The organism is Sphingobacterium sp. GQ94, from assembly GCF_059758715.1.
In genome coordinates this window covers 30,108-42,516 of sequence record NZ_JCAXEC010000003.1, presented here as the reverse complement: position 1 = coordinate 42,516, position 12,409 = coordinate 30,108, and the positions used below count along the sequence as shown (strand labels likewise).

At 35.4% G+C, this 12,409-nt stretch carries 12 protein-coding genes; 8 read left to right on the top strand and 4 right to left on the bottom strand.

Annotation, left to right across the window (positions count from 1 at the left end):
• Positions 1-20 precede the first annotated feature (20 nt).
• From AC6CHH_RS03630 to AC6CHH_RS03620, 3 genes are read right to left on the bottom strand one after another with little or no spacing between them, the layout of a single operon-like run.
• A complete protein-coding gene (locus AC6CHH_RS03630) occupies positions 21-1,367 on the bottom strand; it encodes a deoxyguanosinetriphosphate triphosphohydrolase (protein WP_498279834.1) in 1,347 nt (448 codons plus the stop codon).
• Positions 1,324-1,686, bottom strand: a complete 363-nt coding sequence (locus AC6CHH_RS03625; RefSeq protein ID WP_498279832.1) for a zinc ribbon domain-containing protein — start codon at positions 1,684-1,686, stop codon at positions 1,324-1,326. The genes AC6CHH_RS03630 and AC6CHH_RS03625 overlap by 44 nt, the downstream gene beginning before the upstream one ends.
• Positions 1,668-1,904, bottom strand: coding sequence for an IS200/IS605 family accessory protein TnpB-related protein (locus tag AC6CHH_RS03620; protein ID WP_498280390.1), 237 nt, complete (start codon positions 1,902-1,904; stop codon positions 1,668-1,670). Before AC6CHH_RS03620 ends, AC6CHH_RS03625 begins: the two co-directional genes overlap by 19 nt.
• A 360-nt stretch (positions 1,905-2,264) precedes the next feature.
• Here AC6CHH_RS03620 and AC6CHH_RS03615 point away from each other — a divergent pair, with 360 nt between their 5' ends.
• Entirely contained in the window at positions 2,265-3,332 is a 1,068-nt protein-coding gene (locus AC6CHH_RS03615) for an aldose epimerase family protein (protein ID WP_498279830.1), read from the top strand.
• A gap of 68 nt (positions 3,333-3,400) precedes the next feature.
• Here the strand turns inward: AC6CHH_RS03615 and argH are convergent, their stop codons facing one another.
• The gene (gene argH, locus AC6CHH_RS03610) at positions 3,401-4,732 is read right to left on the bottom strand and encodes an argininosuccinate lyase (protein ID WP_498279828.1); all 1,332 of its coding nucleotides are present in this window, start codon (positions 4,730-4,732) and stop codon (positions 3,401-3,403) included.
• Positions 4,733-5,413: 681 nt separating this feature from the next.
• On the opposite strand from argH, the gene rbfA reads away from it, so the two are divergent.
• The 7 genes from rbfA to hemB all read left to right on the top strand — a co-directional run bounded on the left by rbfA (position 5,414) and on the right by hemB (position 12,400).
• The gene (gene rbfA / locus AC6CHH_RS03605; RefSeq protein WP_498279826.1) at positions 5,414-5,788 is read left to right on the top strand and encodes a 30S ribosome-binding factor RbfA; all 375 of its coding nucleotides are present in this window, start codon (positions 5,414-5,416) and stop codon (positions 5,786-5,788) included.
• Between the two features lie 15 nt (positions 5,789-5,803).
• The gene (gene aat / locus AC6CHH_RS03600) at positions 5,804-6,472 is read left to right on the top strand and encodes a leucyl/phenylalanyl-tRNA--protein transferase (protein WP_498279824.1); all 669 of its coding nucleotides are present in this window, start codon (positions 5,804-5,806) and stop codon (positions 6,470-6,472) included.
• Entirely contained in the window at positions 6,450-7,529 is a 1,080-nt protein-coding gene (locus AC6CHH_RS03595) for an aminotransferase class V-fold PLP-dependent enzyme (RefSeq protein WP_498279822.1), read from the top strand. The genes aat and AC6CHH_RS03595 overlap by 23 nt, the downstream gene beginning before the upstream one ends.
• The gene (locus AC6CHH_RS03590) at positions 7,526-8,173 is read left to right on the top strand and encodes a DUF8465 domain-containing protein (RefSeq protein WP_498279820.1); all 648 of its coding nucleotides are present in this window, start codon (positions 7,526-7,528) and stop codon (positions 8,171-8,173) included. Before AC6CHH_RS03595 ends, AC6CHH_RS03590 begins: the two co-directional genes overlap by 4 nt.
• 257 nt (positions 8,174-8,430) lie before the next feature.
• A complete protein-coding gene (gene hemA, locus AC6CHH_RS03585; RefSeq protein WP_498279818.1) occupies positions 8,431-9,672 on the top strand; it encodes a glutamyl-tRNA reductase in 1,242 nt (413 codons plus the stop codon).
• Positions 9,673-9,777: 105 nt separating this feature from the next.
• Positions 9,778-11,370, top strand: a complete 1,593-nt coding sequence (gene hemC, locus AC6CHH_RS03580; protein ID WP_498279816.1) for a hydroxymethylbilane synthase — start codon at positions 9,778-9,780, stop codon at positions 11,368-11,370.
• 55 nt (positions 11,371-11,425) lie between these two features.
• Positions 11,426-12,400: a porphobilinogen synthase gene (gene hemB, locus AC6CHH_RS03575; RefSeq protein ID WP_498279814.1), complete on the top strand. Its 975-nt coding sequence runs from the start codon at positions 11,426-11,428 to the stop codon at positions 12,398-12,400.
• The last annotated feature ends 9 nt before the right edge of the window (positions 12,401-12,409 follow it).

Genomic DNA, 12,409 nt, shown 5'->3' with positions numbered 1-12,409 from the left:
AGGGTTTTGCTACCTAGTGTTTAATCTAATGAAGGAATTGAAATTCCTTTAATTTTACGATAGAGATCAACAGCATACACATCGGTCATGCCCGAAACAAAATCCAATACCGCTCTAATTTTGGAATATGTATCGGTCATCTCTGTATGGAACTGTTGAGGGATCATTGCTACCATTTTTTTCTCAAACATCGATTTTTCTGCTTTCAAATACGCTGGAAGAAACTCTTCCAATAGCGCATTCAAAACTTTGAAACCAGCAATTTCAATTTGAACGACGGAAGGGGCATTGTAAATTCGCTTAACAGAAATCTCAGAAATTAATTTCATTTGGGAAACAATTTTAGTATCCAATGAATCCATCAAAGATTTCTCAAAAAGTCCGTTGAGAAATTTCTCCTGATTTTCCACAAAAACATTTGCACAGCCTGTAATTAATGTATTAATTGCTTTAGCTCGAAGAAGAGAAACTCTGCTATCTGAGTCTGCCAAAGCATCTAAACGTCCTCTCAAATCTTCATTCCCACAAAGTGGTAATAGCAGTTCTTCAACCTCTGAATAAGAAAGTATTTTTAAATGATGAGCATCCTCTAAATCGATAATATTATAGCAAATATCATCAGCGGCCTCCACCAGATAAACTAATGGGTGTCTTAAATAACCTTTCAAATTTGATGGATCTTCCGTTAGACCTAATTCAGTGGCAATTGTTTTGAATGTAATTTTCTCAGACTCAAAAAAACCATATTTCTTTCTATGGTGAGAAGATTTCTGGTGACCATCAATTGCTGCACACGGATATTTAACGATTGCAGCCAAACTAGTATAAGTCAGCGCAAAGCCTTTAGGATCTTTTCCGTTAAAGGCATGTGTGAGAATTCGAAGTGCATTTGCATTTCCTTCAAAATGCGTTAAATCCTCCCATTGTTCTCTCGTAACTGAATCCTTATACTTCTGTCCTTTTCCATCAATAAAAAAAGATGAAATCGCCGCTTCTCCAGAGTGCCCAAATGCGGGATTTCCTAAATCATGAGAAAGACAAGCTGCTGATATGATATTCCCAACCTCCTGAAGGAAGGGGACCTCACTATCAATATTGGGATTGCTTTTTTTGAGCAAATTATAAAATAAACTTCCCAAAGACCGTCCAACTGAGGCAACCTCTAAACTGTGTGTCAATCTATTGTGAACAAACACAGCTCCCGGAAGAGGAAAAACTTGGGTCTTATTTTGGAGTCGGCGAAATGGCGACGAAAAAATCAATCGATCATAATCGCGCTGAAATTCAGAACGAGCATCAAAATGCCCATTCAGTTCACGCCCTTCATAACCCCATCTTTTTGCGGATATTAATTGTTTCCAGTTCATTTAAATCATAGGATTTTTGATAGGCAAATATACGTTTTAAAACTGGTAGCTTAGGCTGTCTTAGTTGATTTTTGAGAAAACCGAACCAACAATAATGCACAGTACAACTATACATATCGCATCTTTCGAGCAGATTTACAGCAGCCCCAAGCAAGGCGATGTTTTGAGCGGCATTACAGTCCGCATCAATCACATCCACTTTGCAATTTTTATTTGTACACTTAAAAACCTTATTGGTTCTTTTACCAATATATCTGCAGCAATTACAGGTATGGGAGGTGTACTGAGGTGCTACAACGATCAACTTAACAAAAGACATTTGTATTCCAGAAAAGAACGCAGCTGACCAAAAGACCAACGACCAAGTTTTGTTCTAAACTTTTTATTTCTAGGTTTCGAACTAAAACGGATGTTAGTCAGGTTTTCAATAGCAATCCCTTGTCTTTTATCCTTAGCGGATTTTACAATCGATTTGGAAATGGTGTGATTGATAATAGCAGATGTTGTTCGTTTTTTGCCACTAAGCCGTTTGCTCAACCTTTTGGAGCTGCGTGTGCCTTTGCCTTGAATAGAACTACGAACCCTGTTGTCTTTTTTCTCTGTATTGATTAAACAATACGAAGTATACAAAGCTAACTATATATCTAAAAATAACAGCTAATTAAACTAAAATATATAGTAATATTTTAATTTTAAAATTAGGGGTAGCTGCTTTATTTAAGGGGTAGCTGCCTTCCCTCCCACACACGCTTAGGCGATGAGTGGGTTTCCGCAGCATTTTCATGAAGACAAGAGATGACTAATCAATAGACTATAAAAAAGTCAAAAACATAAATGGATTTCTTCTTTGGAGGGGGAAACCTTATTTACTATCTTTATAAGAGAAAGATAACTCAAATGACTACTTATAAACTACCACAGGCTAAGGACTTTGAAGATAATTTAAATGGAAAAAACACCCATTTGATTACTTTAACCAATAGAGCTGGAATGCAAATTGCCTTGACAGATTATGGTGCTAGACTGGTTAGTGCATTAGTACCCGACAAACACGGCGATTTGGTAGATGTTGTTTTAGGTTTCGACAGTATTAAAGGATATTTAAATGCACATGAGGAATACCATGGCGCCAGTATTGGCAGATTCTGTAATCGAATTGCCAAAGGAAGCTTTTCTTTAAACCAAAAGAACTACATTCTTGAGCAGAATAATGGTCCAAATAGTTTACATGGAGGAGTAAATGCGTTTCATAAAAAGGTTTGGGACAGACAGGTCAGTTTTCAAAAATTAGTTAACTTCTATTACGTATCACCTGACGGAGAAGAAGGTTTCCCCAGCGAGCTTAAAACGAACGTATCTTATGAACTAACCAATGAAAATGAAATTGTTATTCAGTTTCGAGCGACCTCGGATGCTCCTACTATCTTAAACCTTACAAATCATGCTTATTTTAATCTTAACGGAGAAGGCAATGGAGACATACTTAACCATGAAATCACTATAAATGCAGATGAATTTATCCCTGTAAATGAGGTTCAAATCCCAACAGGTGAGATTCTACCTGTTCAGGAAAGCTGTTTTGATTTCACACAACCGCAACGTATTTCCGACCGGATTGATAGTACAGATGAGCAAATTATCAACTGTCAAGGATATGATCATACATATATCAATAAACAATTTTTAAGTAGCCCAGTTGCTACTGCTCTTAGTAGACAAAGTGGTGTACAATTAGATGTTTTTACAAGTGAACCAGGGTTACACTTCTATACAGGAAACTTTTTATCTCCCGATCAAGGGAAATCAGGACATAAATACCTGAGACATGGTGGATTCTGTTTTGAAGCTCAACATTTCCCTGATAGCCCGAATCAAGAACATTTTCCTAAAGTCACCCTACTTCCCGGAGAAGTGTTTACGAGTGAAATAAAATATAAATTTTCAATAAAAAAGGAAGATATATAAAAATTTTGCCCCAAAAGTATTGACCTATTGAGGCAAAATTTCATCCTTTTTAGAAAAATCACTAGACCCTATTTTAGTAAGTTTTTCAGCGCTTCACTGACTTTGTCAAAACCAAACTCAGATTTAATTTCTTGAAACATTTTTTCAATTTGATCATTACAGAGATTTCCAATACTTCCTTCGTGTGTATGATTAACTTTTTTTTCAGGTTTAAAATTTCCTTCTTCAATATCTATTCCTATATTTTTGTAGGCTTGACGAAAAGGGATCCCATTTAAAACTTGATTATTAACGACCTCAACACTAAAAAGGTAATCATATTTAGGGTCATTCAAAATCCCATCTTTAACGGTAATATGTTCCAACATATAGTGCGCAATGGCTAAACAGTCATTCAAAGAGGCAAATGCTGGAAAAAGATTTTCCTTTAGCAATTGCAGGTCCCTGTGATAGCCCAATGGCAAATTAGCGGTCATTAAGGCTATTTCATTTGGTAATGCCTGAATTTTATTACACCGAGATCGAATCAACTCAAAAACATCTGGGTTTTTTTTATGAGGCATAATCGAAGAACCAGTAGTCAGATGATCTGGGAAAGAAATAAAGCCAAAGTTTTGATTAATGAACAAAGTCACATCCATCGAAAACTTGGCCAAACTTGCAGCAATTGAGCTTATGGCTTGAGCCAGAATGCGCTCGGTCTTCCCCCTGCCCATTTGGGCGTACACTACATTATAATTTAAATCTTCAAAACCCAATAAGTCAGTAGTCATTTTTCTGTCTAAAGGAAAGGATGATCCATATCCTGCTGCAGAACCCAAAGGATTCTTATTACAGATCTTCCAAGCTGCTTTTAACATGTGCATGTCGTCTACTAAACTCTCCGCATACGCCCCGAACCATAAGCCAAACGAAGATGGCATTGCGATTTGCAAATGAGTATATCCGGGCATCAAAACTCCCTTGTATTGATTACTCAACGCAATCAGCTTTGTAAACAACAATTCCGTATTTTTAAAAATACTTTCAATTTCAGAACGAAAATAAAGCTTAAGATCAACTAAAACTTGATCGTTTCTTGAACGACCTGAGTGTATTTTCTTTCCTGCATCTCCAATTCTTTGTGTTAATAACATTTCAACTTGGGAATGCACATCTTCGACACGATCATCAATTAAAAATTTTCCATCTAAAATCTCTTGGTAGATATTTTTTAATTCCGCTTGAACGACTTGCAAATCTTCCTCATCTAAAAGACCAATGCTATTAAGCATCTTGGTATGTGCTAAGGATCCCAATACATCTGCTCCGGCGAGTTGCAAATCCATTTCACGATCACGACCTACAGTAAATGATTCTACAAAAGAATCCACATCAATATTTTTTTGCCAAATCTTCATTTTCAATTTCTTGTTGAACAAAAGTACCAATATCTTAGCAAAATACAAGTTGCACTGTTTTGAGTGATCCATCTTCTATTTTGAAAAATGCTAATGACTCATCAACTTCTTATAAGGTCTTTTTGGCATATCTACTCAACCACAGTGAAACTGGATTCTGGAATAGATATATTACAAACGATTATTGCGATTTAGCGGAGTAGCAAAGTGAAGTATTCATAGTAAACTTGCAGATTCTAACCATCATGGTTTCTTGAAGTATGATATTATACAGCTTTATTTCTCTCTAAAGCATAAATTGATCAAAAAAGTGATCACTTACTTTTTTATAAAAAACATTTAGGATTAAAATAATTAAAGCCCTATGTTTGTGATGTAAAGGGAGATGAAAAGAAATTTTAAGTGAGTTTGCACTCACGTAATAACCACCCAAAGAAACTAAAAATGATAGACCAAAATGTCTTTAAACTTTAAAAGAATTATTCTATCCAATTATAAACTAACTTTGATTAAAGACTTGTCACGATGTCCACGACAAGTCTTTTTTTATACTTCATATTTTTCAAATCTGGACTACTTCTTTTCGACACGTTCGCTCACTACGAATAAATCAATCCTATTTTGAAAAATCCTATATTTGTATAATTGAAAAGTAATGCAACTTTTCATTATTCATATCCGATGGGAACAGAAAGTAAAAGACAACAAAGATTTGCAGGAGTAATTCAACAGGATCTAGCCGAAATGTTTCAACGTGAAAGCAACGTTTGGGCACCTGGCGCTTTTATTACTGTAACTAAAGTTCGTGTTACACCAGATTTGGCTATTGCAAGGGTGTATTTAAGTTTCTTAAATACCAACACCGCCAAAGAGGATCTCGAGAACGTCCGCAGTAAATCCAATGAAATACGTTACAAATTAGGTACTCGGATTAAAAATCAGGCTCGAATAGTTCCTTCTTTAGAGTTTTTCTTAGATGATACCAATGAATATGTGGATCATATGGAAAAAATTTTCGAGAAGATCAGCAAAGAACCTAGACAATCAGAGGAGTAAAAGTCGAGAATTCTGATGGTTTTTATGCTCAATGAAAATGAGATTAGTTTTCCAGACCCTTCTTTAGCCAACCCGGATGGTCTATTGGCGATTGGAGGTGACTTAAGACAGGAAAGGCTTCTATTGGCATACCAAAACGGTATTTTCCCTTGGTATGATGAAAGTTCACCAATCCTATGGTATGCCCCGTTGACTCGGTTTGTCATATACCCACAAAAACTTCGTATTTCCAAGAGTCTTAAACAATCAATAAGATCAAATAAGTTTACCGTTACCTTAAATACATGTTTCGAGGAGGTCATATTTCAATGCTCATCAGTTCCTAGAAAGGATCAAGAAGGGACTTGGATTATTTCCGATATGATAAATGCTTATATCAATTTGCATCAAGCAGGATATGCCCATAGTATAGAAGTTTGGAAGGATACTAAATTAGTGGGCGGATTATATGGTGTATTAGCAGGAAGGGTGTTTTGTGGGGAAAGTATGTTTTCAAAAGTCTCAAACGCGTCCAAAATTGCCTTAGTCAATTTAGCAGAAAGAGCTAATATCGAATTAATAGACTGCCAAATTGAATCAGACCATCTGAAAAAAATGGGCGCTGAACTTATTAGCCAAAAACAATATTTAAAAGAGTTACTCAAATTTCAAATAGAACCTAATGCCTTTCAAAAAACACTTTAATACCTCAGATGAAATACTCTATCTAAACACACCGGGTAATGGACTGATTCCAAATACAACTCTGGAGTGGAGAAAATCCTGGGATGCACATTTTTTTGATATTAAAGGAGATCAAAGAGATAAACAACAAGAATTCATACAAGAGGTAAAGAAAACAGTTTCAGATTTTTTTGATTCAGATATAGATTCAACATTTCTTACACCTAACTTTTCATTTGCCTATTCGACATTAATTGATCTTTTACCAAATCATTATTCTTATATGATGATTGAAGATGAATACCCATCATTGGAGTATCCAATTATTAGTAGAAGATTAAAAAGATATAGTTTAAAGGTTGATGAAAACTTAGAATCAACAATAGCCGAGGCTGTTGAAGAATATAATCCCGATGTATTAGTGCTAAGCATAGTTCAATACATATCGGGATTAAAGATAGATTTAAATTTTATAAAGAAATTAAAAAAATCAAATCCGGGACTCCTCATTATTGCTGACGGGACTCAGTATCTTGGGACGGAACATTTTTCATTTAAAGAATCTGGGTTAGATGCCATGGCTAGTAGCGGATACAAATGGTTGCTTTCTGGTTTTGGCAATGGATTCTTAATGATCAGTGATATTCTAAGGAAAAGATTAGAGAATTTAATCTACGAAATACCAAGACCCAAATCAGTTATGTGGCAAAATAAAAGTGTATTAAGTACCTTTTTCGAACCAGGTCATCAAGATAATTTAAGTCATGGCACATTGAATCAATCTTTGCTTTTTTTACAAAATTTAGGAATGGACAACATTCAGAGGCATCTTAAGGAAACCTCCGAAAAAGCACATAACTTATTCAGAGAAAGAAATATGCTCTTACCTTTGATTAATCAAAGCAAGGAACACTCACAGGTAATAAATATTCAAATTAACCCTGCATTATATCCATCATTAATAGAAAACGGAGTAAAATGTTTTCCAAGAGGAAGTGGAATACGCATTGGTTTACATCTATACAATGATATCAAAGATATTCATTTATTATTAAACATTTTAGATCGAATCAAATGAGCCCAAACGTAAAAATAGGAGATTTAGTGAGGTTTGTGGATGAACCAATTGAAGGTCATATCACCTCTATTCAAGAGAATGGAATACTTGGAGTAACAGATGATACAGGATTTGAAATACCCGTATTAAAGGATAAGGTAACTTTAGTTCATGGAAATATGCGTTCGAAAGACGATGACCTACCGAAGGTCATTTTGCAAAACGATATTTTCTTAGATAAAGGAATCTTTTTAGCGTTAACAGGAGAACAAAAAGAGGGACTAGTCAAGTTTTATATTGTAAACGAAACTTCTTACGAATTGTTGGTCGCTGTTTCTGAAATCGTTGGCACAAAGTGTACCGGGATTTATTCGAATATGGTGCCTTCTAGAGAATATCATCAGATCTATACCGCAAATTTTTCAACCATACACAAATGGCCAACTTTATCTTTTCAGATATTGCGCACTAGCAACAGACAAACTACGATAGTCCCACCTATAGATAAAACAATTAAGATAAAACCTTTGGATTTGATCAATTCAAAAGAGAATAGTGCAATTTTACCGGAAAAAGCTTGGATGTATGAGCTGGATAAATTAGAAGAAAACATTGGGATAGACAAATTAAAAGACCACTTCATCTCTCATCGGCCAAAAAGATAACGATCAAATTGACTATACGTTCTGTTATTTTTGAACCAAAATTTAGATAATCTACGTCATTTTATCACACGCATGATTATGTTTGTAATTGTATTTTATTTCGCTTTTACATACAAAATTGTATAAATCAACACTTTATGTTGAATGTTACTTTATTTATAATCGTTCTAAATTCGTTCTATTGACAGATTCTTGACAATCGGAAGTAGGTTTTAGTATACATTTGCAGTACAAAATATTGGCGAATTAATTAGGCTTTGAAGAATTTAAAAGTTATAGCGTTTACCCATAAACATGTCGATCTAAAAGATCTTGGCAATTTGGTTATATGCAATGAGGAGTTGGATAGCCGACTTATTAACCTTAAGAACAGTTTAGATATTCCTGAGATCTTTTATATCGGGACATGTAACCGTGTGGAATTTGTTTTTTATGGAGCACATGAATTAAACGATGATTTTGTCGCTCAGTTTCTTGATAAAATGAATTTCTGTGTACCTGAAGAGCGCATGCAATGCTATTTAGGCCAAGTAAACAGGTATTCTGGATTAGAAGCTTTAAATCATTTATTCCGTACCTCTTGTTCAATGGAGAGTTTAGTGGTAGGTGAAAAGGAGATTCTGGCGCAAGTTCGCAAGGCATATGATCGTTGCAAAGCGGCAGGATTTACAGGAGATTTTTTACGACTAATGATGGATCGTTTAGTAAAAACAGCAAAAGAGGTTTATACAAACACCAATATTTCACGTAATCCTATTTCAGTAGTATCGTTAGCCTACCGGAAACTTCGGGAATTCAAATTAAAAGAAAATCCAAGAATTTTGGTTATAGGATCGGGAGAAACTAACCAAAATTTAGCGAAATACCTTAAAAAGCATAAATACACAAACTTCACAATCTTTAATAGAACGCTCACCAATTCTCAGGTCCTAGCAGAGGAATTGTCCGCTATTGCTTATCCGCTGAGTGAGCTTAAAAACTATAAAAAGGGTTTCGACATGATGATAACTTGTACAGGTGCTCCGGAAGCAATTATTCATGAAGAACTGTACCAATCTTTATTAAACGGTGAAGAAGAAAAAAAGGTTATAATTGACCTCGCAATCCCGAATGATATTGACGCAGAAATCATTGCAAAATATCCAGTTCATTATATAGAGGTAAGTAGTTTACAACAAATTTCCGAAAAAAACATTCAAGAACGTTATTCGGAAATAGAAAATGCTGAAAAAATAATTGAACAAAACATTAAAGAATTCCTTCCATTACTAAAACAACGTCGTGTAGAAGTTGCAATGAAAGAAGTTCCAGAAAAGATCAAACAAATTAGATCTATTGCTATGACTGAAGTGTTTGCAAACGAGGTCGAGCAACTAGACCCTGCTGCACGCGAGGTGCTCAATAAAGTCATTAATTATCTTGAGAAAAAATACATCAAGGTTCCCATGGTAATGGCTAAGGAGATCTTAGTAAAATCAGCAGATTCGGATAACAATTAATTCCTTTTTTTTCAAAAACATATGCTTTTGGCAGGGAAAGGTCAAAATTAAGAGGCTATTTGATTAACTTTGTCTCCGAATTATTCATTTTGTAAATCTTTGAACGTGAACAAAAATCTTATTATTGGCACCCGAGGCAGTGAGTTGGCATTATGGCAAGCTAATTTTGTAAAAGATCGATTAGCTGAAATAGGTGTACAAGCCGAACTCAAAATCATAAAAACCCAAGGCGATATCATACAACATCTTCGATTAGACAAATTAGAAGGAAAAGGGTTTTTCACCAAAGAATTAGAAACAGAACTTTTATCCGGCTCGATTGATTTAGCCGTCCATTCACATAAGGATTTACCAACAGTAAACCCGACAGGCCTAATTGTTGCAGCAGTTTCTGAAAGGGAAGACCCTTCGGAATTGCTTATTATACATAAAGACTGTGTAGATATCACCAAACGATTATCGTTAAAACATAACGCACAAGTAGGAACTTCTTCCAACCGCAGAAAAGCGCAAATGTTATCTTTACGACCCGACTTAGAATTTGATGATCTGAGAGGTAATATTCAAACTCGTATTCAAAAATTAAGAGATGATAAATACGATGCTATAATATTAGCTAAGGCTGGGGTCAGCAGGGTTAACATGGATGTCTCAGATTTTCATGTTGAAGAAATTCCTCCTGTAGAAGTTATACCCGCACCCGCTCAAGGTGTACTGGCCATACAAATTCGGGAGTCAAACATCGAGTTATTTGAACTATTGCAAAAAATCCATGATCAAGATGTTGCTCAAACAATAGCAGTGGAACGCAAAGTATTAAATTTATTTGACGCAGGATGCCATGCTCCATTAGGATCATATTGTCGTAAAAAAGATAATAAATACCAATCATGGACTTCAATCGCTGATACAAACGAAGATTTCCCGGATCGCTATTTTCTAGAAGCGGAAACCACCGAGGGGATGGCTGATCAAATTTTTTCAAAATTTCAAAAAAACAGAAGACTTCCGACATCTATATTCATTACACGTGATTTAGACGAGAACTCCTATCTGGGAAGATACCTTAAAAAGCATAATATTCAGGTAGATGACCGTTCTTTAATTCGCATTTTCCCGACTATAAATAAATTAGACTCCTTTATATTAAAAAGAGCTGACTGGATTTTTTTTAATAGCAAAAATGCTATCGAACATTTTTTCAAATTAGATCCTTGGATATTAAAGAAAACAAAGATTGCTGTATTGGGGCGTGGCTCTGAAGACACACTACGCAAATTTAACCGAATAGCAGATTTTTCAGGCGATAACCTAGGAATTGAAACAGAGGATATTGCTAAAGAATTTGCCAAAATAGCAGATGGGCTTACGGTCTTAATACCCAGAGCAGAAGGTTCTTTAATGACCATTCAAAAGGCATTAACCGCTAACACGAAGGTTATAGATATGCCAATCTATGAGTCTGTTATTGAAGAAAAAGTGAATAAAACGAATGCAGAAGTTATGATTTTCACAAGCCCAAGCAATGTTGAGGCTTATTTTCGAGAGAATTTGGCGGATCCAGATCAAAAAATCATATGCATAGGTCACTCTACTGCAAAAGCAATTCAAGAATTAGGCCTGAAATATACTTTACCATTCACTCCAGACGAAATTGGGTTAGCAGAAGCAGTATTTGGATTAGACTATGGAAATTAACAAGATATAAAAAGGGGAGTTTTCCCCTTTATTTATTTAAAAAAACTATTAAATCATGTTACAACGTCCTCGCAGAAATAGAAAGTCTGCAATTATACGCGATATGATTCAAGAAAATCATATCTCAGCAGCAAATCTAATTTTTCCTTTATTTATAGTTGATGGAGATAATCAAAAGGTAGAAGTCTCTTCAATGCCAGGCATCTTTCGGTATTCGATTGATAATTTGTTGAGGGAGGTTGAGAGTTGTATGAAATTGGGCTTACAATCTTTCGATCTATTTCCAGCTGTTGAAGAATCTTTAAAAGACAAATTCGCGACAGAGAGCTATAGAAAAGGGACATTGTACCTTAGTGCGATAGAAGCGGTGAAAAAAAATTTTCCGCAGGCATGTATCATAACCGATGTCGCAATGGACCCATATAGTTCAGATGGTCATGATGGAATTGTTGAAAATGGAGAAATCTTAAATGATCCAACGCTGATGGTATTGGGAAAAATGGCGTTAGCACATGCAGAAGCAGGTGCTGACATTATTGCACCATCAGACATGATGGATGGGCGTATAGGATACATTCGCCAAATTCTTGATGAAAATGGATTCTCCAATGTCTCATTAATGTCCTATACCGCTAAATATGCATCTTCCTTTTATGGGCCCTTTAGAGATGCGTTGGGTTCTGCTCCTAAAAACGGCGATAAGAAAACCTACCAAATGAATCCCGCTAATGCTAAAGAAGCTTTAATTGAAGCCCAATTAGATGCTCAAGAAGGAGCTGATTTTTTAATGGTAAAACCAGGATTACCGTACTTAGACATTATCAAGTCCTTAAGTGATAATTTTGAGTTGCCTATTGCCGCTTATAACGTATCTGGTGAATATGCGATGCTCAAAGCGGCCATTGCTAATGGTTGGTTAAATGAGCAAGTGATATTAGAAACTTTAATGAGCTTTAAACGAGCCGGAGCAACAGCAATCCTTACTTATCATGCTAAGGAAGTCATAGAAAAAGGATGGATAAATCAATAAATTGGCTAT